Source organism: Pantoea sp. y20, assembly GCF_054903455.1.
In genome coordinates this window covers 1,862,130-1,884,392 of record NZ_CM142816.1, presented here as the reverse complement: position 1 = coordinate 1,884,392, position 22,263 = coordinate 1,862,130, and the positions used below count along the sequence as shown (strand labels likewise).

Here is a 22,263-nt window from a genome sequence, read left to right as displayed (position 1 = left end):
ATGAGTTCATCTGTTATAGAAGAAGTGAGCCTTGAAGAAAACCACTGGTTTCGGATCGTCAATGAACTGCTAGAGCGTGCTGATATTGCAGTTAATGGCACTCGTCCCTGGGATATTCAGGTAAAGCATCCAGATTTTTTTAAACGCGTGCTCGAGGAAGGATCGCTCGGATTAGGTGAAAGTTACATGGATGGTTGGTGGGAGTGCGAACAGCTTGATATGTTCTTCCATCGCGTTTTAAAACACCATCTGGATAAACAATTACCGCGGCATTTTAAAGATACGTTGCGCATCGCGGCCGCGCGTCTTACTAATTTGCAATCGAAAAAACGCGCCTGGATTGTGGGTAAAGAGCATTACGACCTGGGTAATGATCTATTCTCACTGATGCTTGACCCCTATATGCAATATTCCTGCGGCTACTGGAAAGATGCTGATACGTTGGAAAACGCGCAGCAGGCCAAACTGGATATGATTTGCCGCAAGTTACAACTTGAACCGGGCATGACGCTGTTGGATATCGGTTGTGGCTGGGGCGGACTGGCGGAATATGCCGCACGCCATTATGGCGTCACGGTGCATGGCGTCACTATTTCTGCAGAGCAACAAAAACTGGCACAACAACGCTGTGAAGGACTGGATGTCACTATTTTACTGCAGGACTATCGCGACCTGAATAATCAATATGATCGCATTGTTTCTGTCGGAATGTTTGAACATGTCGGGCCGAAAAACTATGCCACTTATTTTGATGTTGCTGACCGCAATCTCAAACCAGACGGCATATTTTTACTGCACACCATTGGTGCCCTCACAACGGATATGAATGTCGATCCGTGGATTGATAAATATATCTTCCCGAACGGTTGTCTGCCGTCGGTCCGTCAAATCGCTGATGCCAGTGAGCCACATTTCGTCATGGAAGATTGGCACAACTTTGGCGCAGATTACGATACGACGTTAATGGCCTGGTATGAACGTTTTCAGGCGGCGTGGCCGCAGCTGGCTGAGAAATATGGCGAACGTTTTAAACGAATGTTCGACTATTATCTCAACGCCTGCGCCGGTGCGTTTCGTGCCCGTGATATTCAGCTGTGGCAGGTAGTATTCAGTCGTGGCAAGGACGGCGGATTACGCGTAGCGCGTTAATGAGCTTACAGAAATAAATCAAGGCGCCGCAGGGCGCCTTTTTTAGCGCCATTATTCTGCGCTGGCAATCTGCGCCAGTGCAGCGGCTTCACGCTGCGCTAATACGCGTTCAACGGTTTCCACAATGGCCTGCGTATGAGGATCAATCTCAATATTGACCTTCTGACCAAACTTCTTCGCGCCTAACGTGGTGCGCTCCAGCGTTTCCGGAATCAGATGCACACAGAACTTGCTTTTGGTAACGTCGCCAACGGTCAAACTAATTCCGTCGATACCCACAAAACCTTTATGCAGAATATATTTGATCTGCGTGGCGTCCTGTAATTTAAACCAGATTTCGCGGTTGTTTTCTGACTGGATGATTTTGCAGATTTCCGCCGTGGTCATAATATGGCCAGACATTAAATGGCCGCCAATTTCATCACTGAACTTCGCTGCACGCTCAATATTCACTACATCCCCGACCTGTAATTCACCCAGGTTGGTAATGCGCAATGTTTCTTTAATCAGATCGAAGCTAACCCGATCGCCATTAATCTCGGTCACAGTCAGGCAGCAGCCGTTGTGGGCTACCGATGCGCCCAGCGCCAGTCCCGGTAACAGGTCATCCGGTAAGCGCACAATATGGGTACGAAACAGATCTTTCTCTTCAATGCCGACAATTTCTGCCGTGCCTTGCACAATTCCAGTAAACATAATCTTAGCCTCTGCAAAGTTTGCGTCAGTTTATCACAGCTTGTCGGCGGCAGCTTAATTTGGCGGAGTTCAAACTTTACACAAATTGCTAAACAAAATGCGATCAACGTTTGGCGGAAGCCAGCGCTGCCGCTACACTGTGCGCGCATTCTTTGGGGATTTCGCCCCGCTCTCTTCATTAATTAAGCAGGTGTAACGTGCAGAAGTATTTTACCGAAGCGCGTCAATTGCTGGCCCTCGCGATCCCCGTCATCCTTGCTCAGGTGGCCCAGACTGCGATGGGATTTGTAGATACTGTTATGGCCGGTGCGGTAAGCGCCACGGATATGGCCGCCGTCGCTGTCGGCACCTCTATCTGGCTTCCCGCCATTCTGTTTGGTCATGGTCTTCTACTGGCTTTGACGCCTACCGTTGCGCAACTCAACGGTTCAGGACGACGCGAACGTATCGCGGAACAAGTACGCCAGGGATACTGGATGGCAATCGGTGTTGCACTCCTGATTATGGTGGTGCTGTGGAACGCCGGTTATCTGATTAACACCATGCATGATATCGATCCTGAATTGGCCGCCAAAGCCGAAGGATACCTGCATGCGTTGCTGTGGGGCGCACCGGGTTACCTGCTGTTCCAGGTGATGCGCAACCAATGCGAAGGTTTGTCGAAAACCAAACCGGCGATGCTGCTCGGCTTCCTCGGCCTAATGGTGAACATTCCGCTCAACTATGTGTTCATTTACGGCCATTTTGGTATGCCGGCCTTAGGCGGCGTCGGCTGCGGCGTGGCGACGGCATCGGTCTATTGGGTGATGTTCCTGGTGATGCGCTTCTGGGTGAAACGCATGGCAAGCATGCGCGACATCCGTATGAAAACGCGCTGGTCTGCACCGTCACGTGCGATTTTGTCACGCCTGTTCACGCTGGGTTTGCCGGTGGCATTGGCGCTGTTCTTTGAGGTGACGCTGTTTGCCGTGGTGGCGCTGTTGGTATCACCGCTCGGTATCGTGAAAGTGGCCGGACACCAGATTGCACTCAACTTCAGTTCGCTGATGTTCGTGTTGCCGCTGTCGCTCGGCGTCGCCACTACCATTCGCGTTGGCTATCGGCTGGGACAAGGTTCGGCCGAACAGGCGCGCGTTGCTGCGTGGACCGGGCAAGGCGTCGGCATCAGCATGGCGGCCATCACCGCACTGTTTACCGTGATTTTCCGTCACGATATCGCTGGCCTGTACACGGCAAATCCAGAAGTCATTACCCTTGCGGCACAGCTAATGTTGCTGGCGGCGATTTATCAGTTCTCAGATTCAATTCAGGTGATTGGCAGCGGTATCTTGCGCGGTTATAAAGACACGCGCTCGATCTTCTTCATCACCTTTATCGCCTACTGGGTGCTGGGTTTGCCGGTGGGTTATGTACTGGCGATGACGGATTGGGTATTGCCGAAGTTGGGTCCCGCCGGTTTCTGGTGTGGCTTTATTATCGGCCTGACCTCCGCAGCGGTGATGATGATTTGGCGCATCCGTCGTTTGCAGCGCCTGCCTGCGCAGGTCATCCTGGCGCGCGCTGCGCGCTAAGTGGCTGGTAACGGCGAAAAAAACGACGCATAGCACAGTTGCTGGTCAGTCGTAGGGGAAAAACACTTTTTCCCCTTGCCAGCATCACGGCCTGCCGTTAATATTCGTCCCCGCTGTCGCCCTGACAGCGTGTTGCGCTCTTAGCTCAGTTGGTTAGAGCACCACCTTGACATGGTGGGGGTCGATGGTTCGAGTCCATTAGAGCGCACCAAGTGCGTCCGTAGCTCAGTTGGTTAGAGCACCACCTTGACATGGTGGGGGTCGGTGGTTCGAGTCCACTCGGACGCACCAATTTTGTGAATTTCCTCAATGCGCTCTTAGCTCAGTTGGTTAGAGCACCACCTTGACATGGTGGGGGTCGATGGTTCGAGTCCATTAGAGCGCACCACTCTGGTTTTATCTCCTTGCGCAACACCTTTTTCTTGATCTGCATCGTCTATATCGCGCCGCTTTTATATTGGTTTTCGCATACTTAGCGACTATACTATGCCGCGTTGTTCCACCTGAAAGGTTTCAGCGCTAACGTGCCTATGCAAACAACTCCAATGATTTGCGCAACACTGATCACTCAGTTCCCTCGCGTACTGCATAACTTCTCTGCACGCTTTGCTTTCGTCTCCTATTCTTATTTCTGTGAAATCCGATCCAACACCATAAATATTCTCACTTCGGTGCCGTGCGCATCGAATCCCGACCTTTATCATCCATCACAACTTATAGAAAACCTGACATGAAAAAGACCAAAATCGTTTGTACTATCGGTCCAAAAACCGAATCTGAAGAGATGCTGACCCAACTGCTGGAAGCGGGCATGAACGTGATGCGCCTTAACTTCTCGCACGGGGATTACGCTGAACATGGCCAACGCATTACCAACATGCGTGCCGTTATGGAAAAAACCGGTCGTCAGGCCGCTATTCTGCTGGACACCAAAGGTCCGGAAATTCGTACCATGAAATTGGAAGGCGGCAACGATGTGTCGTTGAAAGCCGGCCAGACCTTCACCTTCACCACCGATCAGTCAGTCATTGGTAACAGCGAACGTGTTGCCGTGACCTACGCCGGCTTCACTGAAGACCTGAAAATTGGTAACACCGTTCTGGTTGACGATGGCTTGATCGGTATGCAGGTCACAGAAGTGACTGAGAATTCAGTAATCTGTAAGGTCCTGAACAATGGCGATCTGGGTGAGAACAAGGGCGTTAACCTGCCAGGTGTCTCCATTCAGCTGCCTGCACTGGCGGAAAAAGATAAGCGCGACCTGATCTTTGGTTGCGAGCAGAACGTTGATTTCGTCGCCGCTTCGTTTATTCGTAAGCGTTCTGACGTGCTGGAAATCCGTGAGCACCTGAAAGCGCATGGCGGCGAGCATATCCAGATCATCTCGAAAATCGAGAACCAGGAAGGCCTGAACAACTTCGACGAGATCCTCGAAGCCTCAGACGGCATCATGGTTGCTCGTGGCGACCTCGGCGTTGAGATCCCGGTTGAGGAAGTGATCTTCGCGCAGAAGATGATGATTAAGAAATGTAATAAAGCACGCAAAGTGGTCATCACCGCGACGCAGATGCTGGATTCCATGATCAAGAACCCACGCCCTACCCGTGCGGAAGCCGGCGACGTGGCGAACGCCATCCTCGATGGTACCGATGCGGTCATGCTGTCTGGTGAGAGTGCTAAAGGTCGTTATCCACTGGAGTCGGTCACCATCATGGCGACCATCTGTGAGCGTACCGATCGCGTGATGAAATCGCGCATTGACTCGCTGCAGGACTCACGCAAGCTGCGCATCACCGAAGCGGTATGCCGCGGTGCCGTTGAGACTGCAGAGAAGCTGGAAGCACCACTGATTGTTGTAGCCACCGAAGGTGGTAAATCTGCTAAAGCTATCCGTAAGTATTTCCCGGATGCCACCATTCTGGCGCTCACCACCAACGAAACCACCGCTCGTCAGCTGATTCTGAGCAAAGGTATCGAAACTCATCTGGTGAGAGAAATTGCCTCAACTGATGATTTCTACCGCATTGGTAAGGAAATGGCGCTGGAAAGCGGATATGCGCAGAAAGGCGATGTGGTGGTAATGGTTTCAGGTGCATTAGTACCAAGCGGAACGACAAATACCGCGTCTGTACATGTAATCTGATTAGTAACTGAATTTTTATTTAAAAGCGCCTTTAAAGGCGCTTTTTTTATTGCAGAGGTAATACAAAAGCCAGAAATTTCCAATCGAAATTAACTATTCAAAATCTCGTATGATTAAGGTTAGTCCGATTAAATCTCTCTGTTTTAGCTAATTATTTTCATCATGTTCTGTTAAATGCTGTTTCTTTGAGCGAACGATCAAATTTAAGCATGTTCTCATCAAAAATTTATTCTCAACTCAAAAAGCTTTGTGTAATACTTGTAACGCTACATGGAGATTAACTCAATCTAGAGGGTATAAAGAATGAATCGCACTAAACTGGTACTGGGCGCTGTAATCCTGGCTTCAACTATGCTGGCTGGTTGCTCAAGCAACGCTAAAATCGACCAACTGTCTTCAGACGTTCAGACTCTGAACGCTAAAGTTGATCAGCTGAGCAACGACGTGAACGCAATCCGTTCTGACGTTCAGGCTGCTAAAGATGACGCAGCTCGTGCTAACCAGCGTCTGGACAACCAGGCTCACTCTTACCGTAAGTAAGAGTTCTGGTTTGAAAAATGGTGCCCATGTGGCACCATTTTTTTTGTCCTGATTCTGCGATGCTCTGGTCCGAATTCAGGGCTGCGCTACGGCCTCACCACGCTGCTCCATTGGTACTGCGCTTTCATCTGTCACCGGCTCACCGCTGCTCACTAATACCGGCATCCCGGAACGTCGGGCTATCGCTTCCTTGATCAACGCCGTATCACTCTTCTCGCTCTTCGAGAAGGCTTTCAGCTGCGCTGACTGCGCAATCGGCATGGTTTGCGGATCGTCCTTATCATTACGTGATAACGGCTGATGCACTTCAACGTAGCGCTTACCGTCGGGTTCTATCGCATATTTGATGGGCTGATTGATCACCTGCACCCGCGTCCCTTTCGGCACGCTGTTGAACAGCGCTTCAATATCATCCGGTCGCAGGCGAATGCAGCCAGAACTTACGCGCATGCCAATACCAAAGTCAGCATTGGTGCCGTGAATCAGATACTGACCGGTTCCACGCGCCAGACGCATCGCAAACAGCCCCATTGGGTTATCAGGCCCGGCTGGCACCACGCCCGGCAAGGTAATGCCCTCTTTGGCGTAGCGCTTGCGGATATTGGTGGTTGGCGTCCAGGTAGGATTCGGGATTTTCTGGCTGATGCTGGTGACCATGGTTGGCGTCATGGCGCCTAATTGACCGATCCCGATCGGATAGACGACCACACGATCTTCACCTTTCGGATAATAGTAAAGTCGCAGTTCCGCGAGGTTAATCACGATACCTTCCCGTGGTGCATCGGGTAGCAGCATCTGCAGTGGCACGGTTAATTGTGTGCCAGCCTTGGGCAGCCAGGGATCAACGCCTGGATTAGCTTCAAGCATGCCGAGCATGCCTATCTTATAACGTGCGGCAATGCTCTCCAGCGGCCGCTTGTCATCCGGCACGGTGGTCAGGGTGTTTTCGCCAATCAAACGGCTGTTATCGGCCGGTAGGGGATATTCCGTAGCAAATGCAGGTGCAGAGAGTCCGCAACAGGACAACAGCAATGCACCGGCTAAACGTAAGGCTGGTTTCATGCAATTTTCTCTTTGTCGGATAGAACAGACCCCGGTCAAGCCGGGGTCAGGAGAGTGTAACTTAGCTGAGGGTCTGAGCGTTATGCCGGATCGCGCGGATCATCGCTTCCAGCCCCTGCGAACGCGAGGGAGTGAGATGTGAGGTCAGCGCCAATTCGCCGAACCAGTGGCGCACATCGAGATCGAGAATCTCTGACGCCTTAAGCCCTTGATACAGGCTAAATACCACTGCAATCAACCCTTTAACGATGGCGGCATCGCTGTCGCCTTCGAGGGCGATGGTGCCATCGGCCTGCGGGGTCATGCGTATCCACACCTGGCTCTGACAACCTGAAATCACGTGTTCCGGCTGCTGTAAGCTTTCGGAGGATTCTGGTAATTTCCCACCGAGTTCAATAATGTAGAGGTACTTCTCTTCCCAGTTTGCGCAACGATTGAAGTTACGCACTAATCTCTCTTTATCTGGCAAATTCGCCATGAATCACTCCTGAAGTCTGCTCAACCGCCCAGCAGACGATGAATACGGGTCAAACCTGCGGCCAGACGATCGGCTTCTTCTTCGGTGTTGTACAGCGCGAAGGAGGCACGACACATGGCCGGCACCGCATAATGACGCATCAGCGGCATCGCACAGTGATGGCCGGTGCGGATCGCAATACCGTATTGATCAAGGAAACTGCCGACATCAAAGGCGTGATGGTTGCCGAGGTTGAAGGCCACCACGCCGCTGCGACTTTCCGGACCGTAAATCACCAGATCCGGCACTGAAGCCAGTTTATCCAGCGCATAACGCATCAGCATCGATTCGCGCTGATGAATCACGTCCAGGCCCAGTTCGCTGATCCACGTTAACGCCGCACCCAAACCAATGATGCCGCCGGTATTGGGCGTGCCCGCTTCGAAACGCCATGGCGTAGTGTTAAAGGTGGTGCCGGTTGGCAGCACAACCTCCGAAATCATCGAACCGCCGCCTTCCCAGGGTGGCATGATCTCCTGCAACGCTTTACGCGCATACAGCACACCAATGCCAGTTGGACCATAAATTTTATGGCCAGAGAAAGCGTAGAAATCGCAGTCAATATCCTGCACATCCACCGTGTGATGCATCACCGCCTGCGCGCCATCCACCAACGTAATCACACCAGCGGCTTTCGCTTGTGCCACGATAGTTTTTACGGGATTGACGGTGCCGAGCACGTTAGAAACGTGGGTGACCGCCAGCAAACGGGTGCGGCTATCAATCAAGCCGCTCAGCTGTTCCAGCGCCAGCTCGCCCTGCGCATTCAGCGGCAAAACGCGAATTTCTGCGCCGGTACGCTGCGCCACTATTTGCCACGGCACGATGTTAGCGTGATGCTCCATCTCGGTGACGATGATGTTGTCGCCCGGCTGCAACTGACTGCCGCCCCAACTGTTCGCCACCAGATTGATGGCTTCCGTGGTGCCTTTGACGAAAATAATCTCTTCTGGCGAAGCGGCGTTAAGAAAACGCGCTGCCTGATGACGTACGTTCTCCATGTCGGTGGTCGCCTGCGCGCTCAACGAATGGATACCACGGTGCACGGCCGCATAGCCGTGCTGGTAGAAATAACTTTCCGCATTGATGACCGCGAGCGGGCGCTGTGCGCTGGCCGCGCTATCAAGGTAGGCCAGCGGATGTCCGTTGACCTCACGTTTCAGAATCGGAAATTCCGCTCTGATGCGTTCGAGATCGAAACTCATGACTCAACTCCCGGGATGCGCGCGGCAATGCGCTGCAGCACCACCTGACGCAATACCGGATTTTCCAGCGTTTCGGTGAGTTCAGCGGCAAAGGCATGGATGATCATACGCTGTGCGGCAGTCTCATCGATGCCGCGCGAGCGCAGGTAGAACATCTGCTCTTCATCAATACGACCAATGGTCGCACCGTGGCTGCACTTCACGTCATCCGCATAGATTTCCAGCTGCGGCTTGGTGTCCACTTCAGCCAGACGGCCCAGCAACAGGTTGTTGTTAGTCATCTGTCCATCGGTTTTCAGCGCGTGCTGCGCCACTTTGATCATGCCGTTGAACACCGCACGACCTTTATCGCGCGCGATGACTTTATGCATTTGACGGCTGGTGCAGTAGCCTTTGTTGTGTTCCAGATAGCTGCGGGTATCGCACACTTCCTGATTCACCGGCAACGACAAGCTGTTGATCGCCAGATTGGTATTTTCGCCATTCAGCTGCGCGCTGGTGTTGTGACGCGATAAGCCCGCACCCAGCAGGAAGCTGGTAGTGGCCACATTCGCATCGCGGCCCATCACCACATCATTGTGCGCGAAGTGGTAAGCCTCCTCGCTCTCAAATGACAGTTTGATGTGCTGCAGTTTGGCATTGTCGGCCACGTCGAAAGTGAAACGCGCGCCGGTAAAGTGCGCCACGTCATTCAGCGTGACATAGTGCTCAATCACTTCCGCTTCTGCGCTGGCTTCCAGCTGCAGATGGTGGCGATGGTGCACGGTGTTAGTGCCCGCATCCTGACCGCTGGTGATGTGCAACAGATAAAGCGGTTTAGCCGCTGATTTACCACGCGCCAGACGAATTGTCGTGGCTTCTTCTGCCAGACTTTCAGTCAGATGCAGGAACACTTCCGGCTGAATCGGTGCCGGTAGCGGACGACGCTCAGAAGCCTGCGCATGCTGAATTTCAAACAGGCCGGTATCACGGCTGCTCAATTCAGCCTGAAAACGGCCGTCAACAAACACCAGACGCACCGCATCAACCGGCAGCGCCAGCGCTTCAACTTGTTCCGCACTCACTTGCTGCGGCTGCGGCAGCACAAACTGCTGCGCCAATAGGCCATCAAGCGGCGTGTATTTCCAGTTTTCATGCTTACGCGTCGGCAGGCCGACACGCATCAGTTGCTGCCAGTGCTGCTGCGCCTGCAAAGAACGTACGTCACCGCGCGATTCAAACAGATGATGCCACTGCTGCAGGGCGTTATCACTCTTGGTCGGTAAGCCAGCCATAGCCTTGCTCCTCCAACTGTTTCACCAGCGAGAAGTCGCCAGATTTAACGATCTTGCCCTGATACAGCACATGTACGTGGTCCGGCTTGATGTAATCCAGAATACGCTGGTAGTGCGTCACGATGATGAATGAACGCTTACCGTCGCGCAGGCTGTTTACGCCTTCTGCCACGATTTTCAGCGCATCGATATCCAGACCGGAGTCGGTTTCATCAAGGATACACAGCTCAGGTTCCAGTGCCGCCATCTGCAGGATGTCGTTACGCTTCTTCTCACCACCGGAGAAGCCCACGTTCACTGAACGGGTCAGCAAATCTTCTGGCATCTTCAGCAGCTGGATTTTATCTTCGATGAAATCCTGGAAGTCGAAACGGTCCAGCGGCTCCTGCTCACGGTATTTACGTACCGCGTTGACCGAGGTCTGCAGGAAAAACTGGTTGCTGACGCCCGGAATTTCTACCGGATACTGGAACGCCATGAAGATGCCTTCACCGGCACGCTCTTCTGGCTCAAGCTCCAGCAGATCTTTGCCCTTGAAGGTGACAGAACCGCCAGTGACTTCGTAATCTTCACGGCCAGCCAGCGTTGCAGACAGGGTACTTTTACCTGAACCGTTCGGTCCCATGATGGCGTGGACTTCGCCCGGTTTCACTTCAAGGTTCAGACCGCGCAAAATCTCTTTGTCTTCAACGCTAACCTGCAAATCTTTAATGCTTAACATACTCTTTCCTTCACATTGCTTCCGGCAACGGGCATCAGCCCACACTGTGCTCAAGGCTGATAGCTAACAATTTTTGCGCTTCCACGGCGAATTCCAGTGGCAGCTCGGAGAAAACGTCTTTGCAGAAGCCGTTGACGATCATTGAGATCGCATCTTCTTCGCTGATGCCACGCTGCAGGCAGTAGAACATCTGATCTTCACCGATGCGCGAGGTGGTGGCTTCGTGCTCCAGATGGGCGGTGTTGTTGCGCGTTTCCACATACGGGAAGGTGTGCGCACCGCACTCGGCACCAATCAGCATCGAGTCACACTGGGTGAAGTTACGCGCGTTGGTCGCGGTTGGCATGATTTTCACCAGGCCACGATAGGTGTTCTGACTTTTACCGGCAGAGATACCTTTGGAGATGATGGTCGACTTGGTGTTTTTACCGATGTGAATCATCTTGGTACCGGTATCCGCCTGCTGGCGGCCTGCGGTCAGTGCGACCGAGTAGAACTCACCGATCGAGTAATCACCGCGCAGAATGCAGCTTGGATATTTCCAGGTGATCGCCGAACCCGTCTCAGACTGCGTCCAGGACATCTTGCTGTGATCGCCTTCGCACAAGGCGCGTTTGGTCACGAAGTTGAGGATACCGCCCTCGCCTTCGCCGCCTGGGAACCAGTTCTGTACGGTGGAATATTTCACTTCAGCGTTTTTGTGGATGATCACTTCTACCACTGCGGCGTGCAGCTGATAGGTGTCACGCACAGGCGCAGAGCAACCTTCGATGTAGCTGACGTAGCTGTCTTCATCGGCGATCAAAATGGTGCGCTCGAACTGACCAGTTTTTGCCGCGTTGATGCGGAAATAGGTCGACAGCTCCATCGGGCAACGTACGCCTTTCGGGATATAAACGAAGGTACCGTCAGAGGCCACAGCGGAGTTCAGCGCAGCGAAGAAGTTATCGTTTGGCGGCACGACGGTGCCGAGATACTTCTGCACCAGCTCAGGGTGATCGTGAATCGCTTCGCCGAACGAGCAGAAGATGATGCCCTGCTCCGCCAGCTTGCCGCGATAGGTGGTTGAAACCGAGACGGAGTCGAAAATCGCATCCACCGCCACTTCACGACCTTCACGCACCGGAACGCCTAACTGGTTGAACGCGTCTTCCACTTCCTTCGTCAGGTAATCGCTGGACGCGACGCTGCCGGAGGTTTGCGTGGCACCGGGTTCAGAAGCACAGCTGTCATCGCAGTTGCCGCAGGACGGCGCGGAATAGTAGCTGTAATCCTGATAATCCAGTTTCTCGTAGTGCGCTTTCAGCCAGTGCGGCTCTTCCATTTGCTCCCAGGCGCGGAACGCCTTGAGACGGAATTCAAGCATCCATTCAGGTTCGTTACGTTTAGCCGAAATGGCGCGCACCACATCTTCATTGATGCCGTGGGCAAATTCTTCAGTTTGTAACTGGGTAAAGAAGCCCTCTTTATAGTTGAGCTTACCTTCCCACATTTGTACATCGTCAGATGCTTCGCTGTGTCGTGACATATTTCACTTACTCGACGCCAAAGCTTTCACCGCACCCGCAGGCGTGTTGAGCTTTAGGGTTGTTGAATTTAAAAATCTGGTTAAGACCTTCGCGGACATAATCCAGCTCGGTACCGTCAACAAACGGCATCGCCTGAAGTGGCACAAACAGTTTTGCGCCGAATTGCTCAAACTGCAGGTCGTCATCGGCAGGATCTTTCACCAGGTCCATAACGTACCCAAAACCGGCACAGCCGGACGTTTTCACACCCAGTTTCAAGCCCTTGACTTCAGGGTCTTGTTCTACCAGGTTAAGAATCTGTTTCGCTGCCGATTCGGTCAGCGTGAGCCCTTTCCAGACGAAATCTTCGGGTGAAAAAGAGTCGGCATTTACTGATGACATTGTGCTACCTCGTATGTCTGGGCCTTTTCAGGCTATCCCCCTATGGTAGTGATATCAGATATCACTTCAACCTCTTGTTTTGCAGGGATAATCATCTCGTGCTGTTTTTACTGCTGCTTTATTAAGCATAGTCGCTTCAAAGCAGATTGACGGCAGCATTCCCGTGCGCACCTGACCAACGTAACCCGTTAAATTTTCGTAAAATTTTCCAAAACCAATTTTACGTTTCCATCCTGATTGATAGGTTACGCCTTTCTACTATGTAAAGAAATTGTTATTGCCGATTTTAGTAACAGGCAGAGGAAATCAATAAAATTTCACAGCGGGAATTGCATTCCTGACGCGGTTTAATATGATAATGATTATCATTAACCTAAAAAGGTGGCGATATGACGCTTACCGTCTCAGCCTGGTTACAACATAAAATCGACGAGTATAAGTTTTCGGTGCGTGATATCACCGTTGACTTCTACATGGCTCAGGCAAAGCTCAACCGCACTGATTGCACGCTCGACCAACTGCGTCGCTTTAACGACACCTGTCTTGATATGGCAGAAATCTGCGAAATCAATGGCGACGATCACAGCTTTCTGCATGCCATGGGCAAGCTCCATCATCGCTTAGTGCAGGAGATGGGCAATGCCGATCGTGACCGTTTGTTCCGGATTCAGGCCTATCAACTGGCGCGCCTGTCATTAACACGCTTGTGTCATCAACTGGCGCTCAGCGGCGAGTGGGATCAAGCCACCCGCCTGCAGAGTGATTTTGTTCGCCACGCAGGCTGGATATTCTAATCCAGCTTTGTGACGTCTCCTACAATTTGTTTACATCATTTCCAGTAATGCTTGCAGTGGATGACGCATGCCATTGCCTTCTGCGCGTTTTACCTGGCTACGACACGAAAAACCGGTTGCCAGACAGCGCTGACGCGGCAGCTTTTGCAATTGCGGATGCCAGGACAGCTCATAAATCCCCAGCGAATTCTCCAGGTTTACGCTTTCGTGGCCGTAGGTTCCCGCCATTCCGCAGCAGCCCACATTGACGTTTTCCAGCTTCGCACCAAAGCGCGCAAAAATGCTCTGCCACTGATTCGGCGTGGACGGTAGCGCGGTCACTTCGGTGCAGTGCGCAAACAGATACCAGGCTTCGCCGCTGGCGGTTTGCTCCGCACGTGCCGACAAGGCGGTGTGCAGCCACTCATGCACCAGCTGCACGTTAAACTCGCCGCGCTGCTCGCCCAGCACCTGATGGTACTCATCGCGGTAACAGAGCACTGTCGCCGGATCGACACCGACCATCGGCATGCCCAGTTTTGCCACGCGATTGAGAAAATCAGCGGTTTTGCTGGCGGTGCGCGCAAAGCGCTGCAGGAAGCCTTTCACATGTTGCGCCTTGCCATTCGGTGAGAACGGCAGCAGCACCGGACGATAACCGAGTTTCTCAATCAGCTTGACGAAATCGGTGACCAGCTGTGCCTCGTAATAGCTGGTAAAGGGATCTTGTACCACCAGCACGCAGTTTTCGCGTTGCGCCGCATCCAGCGCTTCTAACTGCTCCAGCGTCAGGTTCATCGCTGGATGGCCGCCTAACTGCTGCTTGAGGCTCGGCGATGACAGCAGCGGCAAATCCACCATGCCGATATGCTTTTTGCTCAGTTCGCGCATCCACGGCTGCTTGAGGAAAAAGTTGAACACCTTAGGCGCTTTGGCCATCAGCGGCGCATAACTCTCCACAGTGGCCACCAGATGATCGCTCATCGGGCGCAGATAGCGGGTGTGATACAGCTGCAGGAAGCGTGAACGGAAGTTCGGCACATCGATCTTGATTGGGCACTGCGTCGAGCAGGCTTTACACGCCAGGCAGCCCGACATCGCCTCTTTCACTTCGTGCGAGAAGTCATATTCGCCCTGATTCGCATGCCAGGTATTGCGCGTGCGCTGAATCAGCGTACGCAAGCTGGCGCCCTGTTTCGGCAGCGCCTGCTCAAGTTGGGTAGGATCCACGCCCTGCTCGGAGAGCAAACGCAGCCATTCACGCGTGAGTGTGGCGCGCCCTTTCGGCGAGTGAATGCGGTTGCGGGTAATTTTCATCGACGGGCACATTGGGCTACGTGCATCGAAGTTGAAGCACAAACCGTTGCCATTACACTCCATCGCACCGCGCCACTCGTTGCGCACCGTAACCGGAATCTGCCGATCGTAGGTGCCGCGTTTCACCGCATCAACCTGCATCATCGGTTCATCACTGCCGAGCGGCGTACAGATTTTGCCGGGATTCATGCGGTTGTCAGGATCGAACGCGGCTTTGATGCGGCGCAGCTCATTGAATAACGTTTCGCCAAAGAACTCCGGGCTGTACTGCGCGCGGAAACCTTTGCCGTGCTCGCCCCACAATAAACCGCCGTAGCGCGCGGTCAGCGCCACCACTTCATCGGAGATCTGCTTCATCAGCAGCTCCTGCTGCGGATCGCACATATCCAGCGCCGGACGCACATGCAGCACGCCAGCATCCACGTGCCCAAACATGCCGTAGCTCAGGCCGTGGCTGTCGAGCAGCGCGCGAAAATCGACGATATAATCCGCCAGCTGTTCTGGTGGCACCGCGGTATCTTCCACAAACGGAATCGGCTTGGCGCGCCCTTTGGCGTTCCCCAACAGGCCAACCGCTTTTTTGCGCATATTATAGATGCGCTCGATACCGCCTAAATCGTCACACAGTTGATAGCCGATGACGCCGCCCATCTGCTGCTGCATCAGCTCTTCTAAGCGCTGACATAGCGTGCTGATCTGCTGCTCAATCAGTTCGCCATCGTCACCGGCAAACTCCACGATGTTGAGCCCCAGCATCTGTTTATCTGGCACATCGGTAATCAATTCATTTACCGAATGCCAGACGATATCTTCTCGCGCCAGATTCAGGACTTTCGAGTCAACGGTTTCCACCGACAGCGCTTTGGCTTCCACCATTAAAGGGGCGTTACGCAGGGCCGAGTCGAACGAATCGTATTTGATGTTGACCAGACGGCGCACTTTTGGGATGGGGGTGATGTCGAGGCGCGCTTCGGTAATAAAGGCCAATGTGCCTTCCGCGCCGCACAGCAAACGCGTCAAATCAAACGTCTGCAAATCGTCGCTGAACACATGACGCAGATCGTAGCCAGTCAGGAAGCGATTGAGCTTGGGGAATTTCTCCAGAATCAGATCGCGCTGTTCGCGGCAGCGACTCAACACCTGCTGGTAAATGCGCCCTTCCGCGGTCGGCGTGCTGGCCAGCTGTTCCGCCAGTTCAGTCGGCATGGCGCGCGTATCAAGGATGTCGCCACCCAGCAGCACCGCGCGCAGACCTTCAACGTGATCGGAGGTTTTGCCATACACCAGCGAACCCTGGCCTGAAGCATCGGTGTTGATCATGCCGCCGAGCGTGGCGCGGTTGCTGGTGGAGAGCTCTGGCGAGAAGAAGAAGCCATACGGCTTGAGCCACGCATTGAGCTGATCTTTCACCACGCCCGCTTCAACCCGCACCCAACCTTGCTCGGTGTTGATTTCCAGGATGCGGTTCATGTAGCGCGACAGATCCACCACGATGCCCTGATTCAGCGACTGTCCGTTGGTGCCGGTGCCGCCACCGCGTGGCGTAAACACCAGGCTGGTAAAACGGGTTTCACCGGCAAGGCGCGCAATCAACGCCACATCCGCCGTCGAGCGCGGAAACAGCGCCGCATCAGGCAGCAGCTGATAAATACTGTTGTCGGTGGCAAGCGAGAGGCGATCGGCATAGCTGGTGGCGGTATCGCCGGTAAAGCCTTGCTCTTTCAAGGACTGCAGGAATGTCAGCACCAGTTGAACGAGGCCTGGTGCCTGAGAAATCTGTGGGATCATTATTGAGTGACCGAGATGTTGTAAACGTTTGCGTCGTGATTTTTTTCAGCCCTTGGTTTTATCATACTTTTCTGCTGGCTGCTGTTTTTTCAGGAAAGCGCGCCGCCGTCGCTGCTTTTCCTGTTTAATTTTCAGGAAATAGATCATCATTAATCAGGGCTGTTCAGCCCCACTCTGAAGGATTCAATCGAGGTTAACCGTTGTGATGAAAGACCTGCAACGCGGTATGGATTTACCGCAAATGCTGTTTTCACTGATGTTCATTCTAATCATGATCATCGCCAGTCTGTGGGTGGTGCAGCCCTTTATTCTAGGCTTCGCCTGGGCCAGCATGGTGGTGATCGCCACCTGGCCGTTGATGATTCGTCTACAGCACATGTTGTGGGGACGCCGCTCGCTGGCGGTGATCGCCATGACCATTTTGCTATTACTGCTGTTTATTATTCCTATCGCCCTGCTGGTCAGCAGCCTGATTGATAACAGTGCGCCGGTGATCGCCTGGGCAACGCAGCGCCATCTGGTAATGCCTGACTTCGATTGGTTGCGACAGATTCCCTACGTCGGCAGGAAACTCTACTCGAGCTACCACAAATTAGTGGATGGCGGCGGCGCGGCGATGCTGAATCAGGTGCAGCCTTATATTGGTCGCACCACCGGCTTCTTTGTGGCGCAGGCCGGCCACTTCGGCCGCTTTATGATGCACCTCATCGTGATGCTGTTGTTCAGCGTGCTGCTCTACTGGCGCGGTGAGCAGGTGGGCCACGGTATTCGTCATTTTGCCTATCGCATGAGTGGACGCCGTGGCGATGCCGCAGTGCTGCTGGCCGGTCAGGCGATTCGTGCTGTGGCGCTAGGCGTGGTGGTCACCGCGCTGGTTCAGGGCGTGCTCGGCGGTATTGGTTTAGCCATTTCCGGCATTCCTTACGCCACGCTGTTAACCGTGTTGATGATTCTGACCTGCCTGGTGCAGCTCGGGCCGCTAATAGTGTTAGTGCCAGCGATTATCTGGCTGTACTGGAGCGGCGATACCACGTGGGGCACGGTGCTGCTGGTGTGGAGTTGCGTGGTCGGTACGCTGGACAGCGTGTTGCGTCCGGTGTTGATTCGCATGGGTGCCGATTTACCGATGATCCTGATTCTTTCCGGCGTTATTGGCGGATTGATTGCTTTCGGTATGATTGGGCTGTTTATCGGTCCGGTGGTCCTGGCGGTGTCTTATCGTCTGGTTTCAGTGTGGATGCATGAAGCGCCCGAACCGGATGACGATGTGCAGACCGCCATCGAAGCGTTGGCCGATCACGAAGAAGAACTACATTAAGCGTTCCCCGCCGGGTCGCCGTTCATGAACTGCACCCCAAATGTTGGACCATAATCTGACATTGATGGAGTGACCCCGAGCCCATAGACAAATCTGCCCTATATTTTGAGCATAGGAGGAGTCTATGGGCACACCACTATTTACCCCTGAGTTTAAAGAAGAAGCCGTCCGCCAGATCACCGAGCGGGGCTATTCCGTCGCCGACGTTTCTGAACGCTTGGGCGTCTCGCAACACAGCCTTTATAAATGGATCCGCTCTATAAAACCTGATGCTAGTGGGCACCAGGCGCAGGATCTGCTGGATGCCCGGACGGAGATCCTCCGGTTGAAAGCGCAGCTCAAGCGAACTGAGGAGGAGCGGGATATCCTGAAAAAGGCGGCGCGGTACTTTGCAAGGGAGCCCGACTAAAGTACCGCTTCATTAACGATCACCGTCAGGTCTGGTCGATCACACTAATGTGTCGGGTTCTGAAGGTTGCCCGTTCCGGTTTTTACGTCTGGCTCCACTGCCCGGTATCAGCCGGAGAGGAGGATAATCAGCGGCTGCTGACGCTTATCCGCGACTCTTATACCCTGAGTGGCGGCGTTTATGGATACCGACGGGTCCACAGTGACCTGCGAGAAATCGGAGAGGTATGCAGTAAAAACAGGGTAGCGAAAATTATGCGGCAGAACAGAATCAAGGCCGTACATGGCTATAAAATCCCGCGAGGAGCACGGGGACGTCCGTCAGTCATTGCTCCTAACCGGGTACAGCGGGAGTTCACAGTCGTTAAACCGAACCAGGTCTGGGTAACGGATATTACCTACATACGGACCTGGCAGGGCTGGCTGTATCTGGCCGTGGTGATAGACCTGTTTGCCCGCAATGTGGTGGGTTGGTCAATGAAACCCTCACTGTCGCGCGAACTGGCGCTAGATGCTCTCCTGATGGCCGTCTGGCGACGAAGGCCTGAGGAAACCGTTATCGTACACAGCGACCAGGGAAGCCAGTATGGCAGCGATGACTGGCGACGGTTCTGCCAAGCTAATAACCTGTCACCCAGCATGAGCCGACGCGGCAACTGCTGGGATAATGCAGTGGCAGAATCCTTCTTCAGTTCGCTAAAAAAAGAGCGTATCAGAAAGCGGATCTATAAAACCCGGGACATGGCCCGGGCTGATATCTTTGATTATATCGAAGTGTTCTACAACCGGACACGACGCCACAGCCACCTGGGAGGCGTCAGTCCAGAGGCCTTCGAAAAGGCCTCGTCGTGAGGACAGTGAATGTCTACGGGAACGGGGTCACTCCATTCATGGCGACCTCATTCACATTAACGCCCACTCAGCGAAGATACACGTTCTCTCAGTTTTACATTGGCCTTACTTTAACCCGCCTAATGCCCCAACATCGCCACCGCGCATTTCTTACTGATAATAATTTTTTTTCATAAGCGGTTTTTAAGAAAAAACGCAGTTTTAGGCGCTTTAGGCGGAATTCTCTTACGGAATGATTATTTTTACAGCTGAATTGCCTCTTAACAGGGAAGAAAAAGGCCACGAAAGGTTATCAGCTTTAAACTAATAAGAGGATTCTTAAAGACGCCAGCGAGCCTGATCAATAACATGTTTCCTATGTTTTGAATCAAGCTACTGATTTCTAAACAACCTTATTCCCCTGAGTAAAGTGAAGAATTGCTGTGTGTAGTCTTTGCCCATCCCCTGTGATGGGCTTTTTTTTGGCTTTTTTTCAGACAAAAAAACAAGGCCAGCAGCGCTGACCTTGATAATTACACTAATGACACGTCAAATTCTCATCTGATACATCAAATTACCGCCTGGTTAATGTTTGGAAGCGTTCAGCTCTGCCAAACTCAACCAGGTTTCAACCACGGTATCCGGATTAAGCGACAGGCTATCAATGCCCTGCTCCATTAACCATGCCGCAAAGTCCTGATGATCCGACGGTCCCTGGCCACAAATACCGACATATTTGCCCTGTTTTTTCGCCGCTTTGATCGACATCGATAACAGCGCTTTCACGGCATCATTACGTTCATCAAACAGCGCGGACACCACGCCAGAGTCACGATCGAGGCCCAGCGCCAACTGCGTCATGTCGTTGGAACCGATGGAGAAGCCATCGAAGTGCTCGAGGAACTGCTCAGCCAGCAAGGCGTTGGACGGGATCTCACACATCATGATCACTTTCAGGCCATTCTCGCCGCGCTTCAGACCGTTTTTCGCCAGCTCGGCGACCACCGCTTCGGCTTGATCGACGGTACGCACGAACGGAATCATGATTTCAACGTTGGTCAGCCCCATTTCGTTACGCACGCGCTTCACCGCTTCGCACTCCAGCCTGAAGCAGTCGCGGAAGTTGTCAGCAACGTAGCGACCGGCGCCACGGAAACCGAGCATCGGGTTCTCTTCTTCCGGCTCATAACGCTCGCCACCCACCAGGTTGGCGTATTCGTTGGTTTTGAAATCGGAAAGACGAACAATCACGCGCTTCGGCGCAAATGCGGCACCCAGCGTCGCAATCCCTTCGGTCAGACGGCCGATGTAGAACTCAATCGGGTCATCAAAGCCTTTCATCATCTGACGAATCTGCTGCTGCAATTCCGGCGTTTGCTGATCAAACTCCAGCAACGCTTTGGGATGCACGCCAATCATACGGTTGATAATGAACTCCAGACGCGCCAGGCCAACACCTTCGTTCGGCAAGCAGGCGAAATCGAACGCACGATCCGGATTACCGATGTTCATCATGATCTTCAGCGGCAGTTCCGGCATGGTATCGACCTGCGAGCTGGTCACTTCGAAGTCCAGCAGTTCGTCATAGACATAACCGGTATCACCTTCGGCGCAGGAAACCGTGACTTTGTGGCCATCTTTCAGGTGATCGGTGGCATCGCCACAGCCCACCACCGCCGGAATGCCCAGCTCACGCGCGATGATCGCTGCGTGGCAAGTACGACCGCCGCGATTGGTGACGATGGCTGAGGCTTTCTTCATGATCGGTTCCCAATCGGGATCGGTCATGTCAGTTACCAGCACATCGCCTTTTTCAATGCGATGCATCTCGCTGATGTCGTGGATGACTTTGACTTCACCGGCGCCGATGCGATGACCAATGGCGCGGCCTTCGACCACCACGTTGCCTTTGCCCTGCAGCGTATAACGTTCCATCACCTGACCGTTGGAGCGCACCGTTTCCGGACGCGCCTGCACGATGAACAGTTTGCCGGTGTGGCCATCTTTCGCCCATTCAATGTCCATTGGGCGTTTGTAGTGCTGCTCAATCAGCACCGCCTGACGCGCCAGCGCCTGCACTTCGTCATCGGTTAAGCTGAAGCGATCGCGCTGTTCCTGCTCGACATCTTCAATGCGCACCTGCTCGCCATGCTCCTGCGAATCCGCATACACCATGCGCAGCTTTTTTGAGCCCATGGTGCGGCGCACAATCGCCGGACGATTGGCGGCCAGCGTGGGTTTATGCACGTAGAACTCGTCGGGGTTTACCGCGCCCTGCACCACCATTTCGCCCAAACCAAAGGCGGAGGTGATAAACACCACTTGATCAAAGCCCGATTCGGTATCAATGGTGAACATCACGCCCGACGAGGCGAGGTCCGATCGCACCATGCGCTGAATACCGGCCGAGAGCGCCACGCCGCGATGGTCGTAGCCCTGATGCACACGGTAGGAGATGGCACGATCGTTAAATAAGGAGGCATAAACGTGCTTCACTGCGATGATGACCGCGTCATAACCCTGCACGTTAAGGAAAGTCTCCTGCTGGCCGGCAAACGAGGCGTCGGGCATATCCTCGGCGGTGGCTGACGAGCGCACCGCAAAGGAGGCGTCGGCATCATCAGCAGAGAGTTGTTCGTAGGCGCTACGAATTGCCGCTTCCAGTTCAGGCTGGAATGGCGTATCGATCACCCATTGACGAATCTGTTTACCCGCTTGCGCGAGCTCAGCAACATCATCAACATCCGTTTTATCCAGCAAATCATAGATCCGCTGGTTCAGTCCGCTTTGATCGAGGAACAGATTAAACGCGTAAGATGTGGTCGCATAACCGTTTGGTACGGAAACACCCAGCGACGACAAATTCGTAATCATTTCTCCAAGGGAAGCATTCTTGCCTCCCACCCGATCAACATCATGCATGCCAAGCTGGTTGTACCAGAGCACTAGCGACTGTTGGTCTTGATTGGACATTGAGATTATCCTTTTAAATGATGTGAATACACATGGAACATTTTGCTATTCGCCAAACCAGCCTGGC

The 22,263-nt window shown here is 53.3% G+C and carries 18 protein-coding genes, 3 tRNA genes and 1 other RNA gene; 12 read left to right on the top strand and 10 right to left on the bottom strand.

What is annotated here, in order from left to right; translation table 11 throughout:
• Positions 1 to 1,149, top strand: a complete 1,149-nt coding sequence (gene cfa / locus ACYAC5_RS08880; protein ID WP_110866031.1) for a cyclopropane fatty acyl phospholipid synthase — start codon at positions 1 to 3, stop codon at positions 1,147 to 1,149.
• Positions 1,150 to 1,200: 51 nt separating this feature from the next.
• On the opposite strand, the gene ACYAC5_RS08875 is transcribed toward cfa, so the two are convergent.
• Positions 1,201 to 1,845, bottom strand: coding sequence for a riboflavin synthase subunit alpha (locus ACYAC5_RS08875; RefSeq protein ID WP_101764552.1), 645 nt, complete (start codon positions 1,843 to 1,845; stop codon positions 1,201 to 1,203).
• A 197-nt stretch (positions 1,846 to 2,042) separates the two neighbouring features.
• On the opposite strand from ACYAC5_RS08875, the gene ACYAC5_RS08870 reads away from it, so the two are divergent.
• The 6 genes from ACYAC5_RS08870 (at position 2,043) to ACYAC5_RS08845 (ending at position 6,099) form a co-directional block, all read left to right on the top strand.
• Positions 2,043 to 3,416, top strand: a complete 1,374-nt coding sequence (locus ACYAC5_RS08870; RefSeq protein WP_222233545.1) for an MATE family efflux transporter — start codon at positions 2,043 to 2,045, stop codon at positions 3,414 to 3,416.
• 134 nt (positions 3,417 to 3,550) lie between these two features.
• A tRNA-Val gene (locus tag ACYAC5_RS08865) sits at positions 3,551 to 3,627 on the top strand.
• A 3-nt stretch (positions 3,628 to 3,630) separates the two neighbouring features.
• Positions 3,631 to 3,707, top strand: a tRNA-Val gene (locus ACYAC5_RS08860).
• 20 nt (positions 3,708 to 3,727) lie between these two features.
• A tRNA-Val gene (locus ACYAC5_RS08855) sits at positions 3,728 to 3,804 on the top strand.
• A 342-nt stretch (positions 3,805 to 4,146) separates the two neighbouring features.
• Positions 4,147 to 5,559 (top strand): pyruvate kinase PykF, encoded by a 1,413-nt coding sequence (gene pykF / locus ACYAC5_RS08850; protein ID WP_277974793.1) that lies wholly within the window; start codon positions 4,147 to 4,149, stop codon positions 5,557 to 5,559.
• Positions 5,560 to 5,862: 303 nt separating this feature from the next.
• Entirely contained in the window at positions 5,863 to 6,099 is a 237-nt protein-coding gene (locus ACYAC5_RS08845; protein ID WP_007892735.1) for a major outer membrane lipoprotein, read from the top strand.
• Positions 6,100 to 6,174: 75 nt separating this feature from the next.
• Here ACYAC5_RS08845 and ACYAC5_RS08840 read toward each other — a convergent pair whose 3' ends face one another.
• From ACYAC5_RS08840 to sufA, 7 genes are all read right to left on the bottom strand, one after another.
• A complete protein-coding gene (locus ACYAC5_RS08840) occupies positions 6,175 to 7,161 on the bottom strand; it encodes a L,D-transpeptidase family protein (protein WP_101764555.1) in 987 nt (328 codons plus the stop codon).
• 61 nt (positions 7,162 to 7,222) lie between these two features.
• Positions 7,223 to 7,639 (bottom strand): cysteine desulfuration protein SufE, encoded by a 417-nt coding sequence (sufE, locus tag ACYAC5_RS08835; RefSeq protein ID WP_101764556.1) that lies wholly within the window; start codon positions 7,637 to 7,639, stop codon positions 7,223 to 7,225.
• 20 nt (positions 7,640 to 7,659) lie between these two features.
• A complete protein-coding gene (gene sufS / locus ACYAC5_RS08830) occupies positions 7,660 to 8,883 on the bottom strand; it encodes a cysteine desulfurase SufS (RefSeq protein ID WP_277974792.1) in 1,224 nt (407 codons plus the stop codon).
• Positions 8,880 to 10,157: a Fe-S cluster assembly protein SufD gene (gene sufD / locus ACYAC5_RS08825; RefSeq protein ID WP_462062845.1), complete on the bottom strand. Its 1,278-nt coding sequence runs from the start codon at positions 10,155 to 10,157 to the stop codon at positions 8,880 to 8,882. The genes sufS and sufD overlap by 4 nt, the downstream gene beginning before the upstream one ends.
• A complete protein-coding gene (gene sufC, locus ACYAC5_RS08820; RefSeq protein WP_008102973.1) occupies positions 10,132 to 10,878 on the bottom strand; it encodes a Fe-S cluster assembly ATPase SufC in 747 nt (248 codons plus the stop codon). The genes sufD and sufC overlap by 26 nt, the downstream gene beginning before the upstream one ends.
• A gap of 34 nt (positions 10,879 to 10,912) precedes the next feature.
• Positions 10,913 to 12,406, bottom strand: a complete 1,494-nt coding sequence (sufB, locus tag ACYAC5_RS08815) for a Fe-S cluster assembly protein SufB (protein WP_101764559.1) — start codon at positions 12,404 to 12,406, stop codon at positions 10,913 to 10,915.
• 7 nt (positions 12,407 to 12,413) lie between these two features.
• Positions 12,414 to 12,788: a Fe-S cluster assembly scaffold SufA gene (sufA, locus tag ACYAC5_RS08810; protein ID WP_007892717.1), complete on the bottom strand. Its 375-nt coding sequence runs from the start codon at positions 12,786 to 12,788 to the stop codon at positions 12,414 to 12,416.
• Between the two features lie 389 nt (positions 12,789 to 13,177).
• On the opposite strand from sufA, the gene ACYAC5_RS08805 reads away from it, so the two are divergent.
• On the top strand, positions 13,178 to 13,582 hold the full coding sequence (locus ACYAC5_RS08805; RefSeq protein WP_101764560.1) for a hypothetical protein: 405 nt from the start codon (positions 13,178 to 13,180) through the stop codon (positions 13,580 to 13,582).
• A gap of 30 nt (positions 13,583 to 13,612) precedes the next feature.
• On the opposite strand, the gene ydiJ is transcribed toward ACYAC5_RS08805, so the two are convergent.
• A complete protein-coding gene (ydiJ, locus tag ACYAC5_RS08800) occupies positions 13,613 to 16,666 on the bottom strand; it encodes a D-2-hydroxyglutarate dehydrogenase YdiJ (RefSeq protein WP_462062844.1) in 3,054 nt (1,017 codons plus the stop codon).
• On the opposite strand from ydiJ, the gene ACYAC5_RS08795 reads away from it, so the two are divergent.
• From ACYAC5_RS08795 to rprA, 4 genes are all read left to right on the top strand, one after another.
• Positions 16,615 to 16,794: a hypothetical protein gene (locus ACYAC5_RS08795; RefSeq protein WP_271460182.1), complete on the top strand. Its 180-nt coding sequence runs from the start codon at positions 16,615 to 16,617 to the stop codon at positions 16,792 to 16,794. The genes ydiJ and ACYAC5_RS08795 overlap by 52 nt on opposite strands.
• A gap of 77 nt (positions 16,795 to 16,871) precedes the next feature.
• Positions 16,872 to 17,984: an AI-2E family transporter YdiK gene (gene ydiK, locus ACYAC5_RS08790; protein ID WP_137385669.1), complete on the top strand. Its 1,113-nt coding sequence runs from the start codon at positions 16,872 to 16,874 to the stop codon at positions 17,982 to 17,984.
• 124 nt (positions 17,985 to 18,108) lie between these two features.
• A protein-coding gene (locus ACYAC5_RS08785; protein ID WP_462062841.1) for an IS3 family transposase occupies positions 18,109 to 19,244 on the top strand; the annotation gives its coding sequence in 2 pieces (ribosomal slippage) (positions 18,109 to 18,364 and positions 18,364 to 19,244; 1,137 coding nt in all).
• Positions 19,245 to 19,601: 357 nt separating this feature from the next.
• An RNA gene (gene rprA, locus ACYAC5_RS08780) (antisense sRNA RprA) lies at positions 19,602 to 19,709 on the top strand.
• A gap of 99 nt (positions 19,710 to 19,808) precedes the next feature.
• Here the strand turns inward: rprA and ppsA are convergent.
• Positions 19,809 to 22,196: a phosphoenolpyruvate synthase gene (ppsA, locus tag ACYAC5_RS08775; RefSeq protein ID WP_192411946.1), complete on the bottom strand. Its 2,388-nt coding sequence runs from the start codon at positions 22,194 to 22,196 to the stop codon at positions 19,809 to 19,811.
• Positions 22,197 to 22,263 lie beyond the last annotated feature (67 nt).

Coding starts and splice junctions, on each gene's coding strand:
- cfa (WP_110866031.1), top strand. CDS start 1: ATGAGTTCATCTGTTATAGAAGAAGTGAGCCTTGAAGAAAACCACTGG.
- ACYAC5_RS08875 (WP_101764552.1), bottom strand. CDS start 1,845: ATGTTTACTGGAATTGTGCAAGGCACGGCAGAAATTGTCGGCATTGAA.
- pykF (WP_277974793.1), top strand. CDS start 4,147: ATGAAAAAGACCAAAATCGTTTGTACTATCGGTCCAAAAACCGAATCT.
- ACYAC5_RS08845 (WP_007892735.1), top strand. CDS start 5,863: ATGAATCGCACTAAACTGGTACTGGGCGCTGTAATCCTGGCTTCAACT.
- ACYAC5_RS08840 (WP_101764555.1), bottom strand. CDS start 7,161: ATGAAACCAGCCTTACGTTTAGCCGGTGCATTGCTGTTGTCCTGTTGC.
- sufE (WP_101764556.1), bottom strand. CDS start 7,639: ATGGCGAATTTGCCAGATAAAGAGAGATTAGTGCGTAACTTCAATCGT.
- sufS (WP_277974792.1), bottom strand. CDS start 8,883: ATGAGTTTCGATCTCGAACGCATCAGAGCGGAATTTCCGATTCTGAAA.
- sufD (WP_462062845.1), bottom strand. CDS start 10,157: ATGGCTGGCTTACCGACCAAGAGTGATAACGCCCTGCAGCAGTGGCAT.
- sufC (WP_008102973.1), bottom strand. CDS start 10,878: ATGTTAAGCATTAAAGATTTGCAGGTTAGCGTTGAAGACAAAGAGATT.
- sufB (WP_101764559.1), bottom strand. CDS start 12,406: ATGTCACGACACAGCGAAGCATCTGACGATGTACAAATGTGGGAAGGT.
- sufA (WP_007892717.1), bottom strand. CDS start 12,788: ATGTCATCAGTAAATGCCGACTCTTTTTCACCCGAAGATTTCGTCTGG.
- ACYAC5_RS08805 (WP_101764560.1), top strand. CDS start 13,178: ATGACGCTTACCGTCTCAGCCTGGTTACAACATAAAATCGACGAGTAT.
- ACYAC5_RS08795 (WP_271460182.1), top strand. CDS start 16,615: ATGTCAGCACCAGTTGAACGAGGCCTGGTGCCTGAGAAATCTGTGGGA.
- ydiJ (WP_462062844.1), bottom strand. CDS start 16,666: ATGATCCCACAGATTTCTCAGGCACCAGGCCTCGTTCAACTGGTGCTG.
- ydiK (WP_137385669.1), top strand. CDS start 16,872: ATGAAAGACCTGCAACGCGGTATGGATTTACCGCAAATGCTGTTTTCA.
- ppsA (WP_192411946.1), bottom strand. CDS start 22,196: ATGTCCAATCAAGACCAACAGTCGCTAGTGCTCTGGTACAACCAGCTT.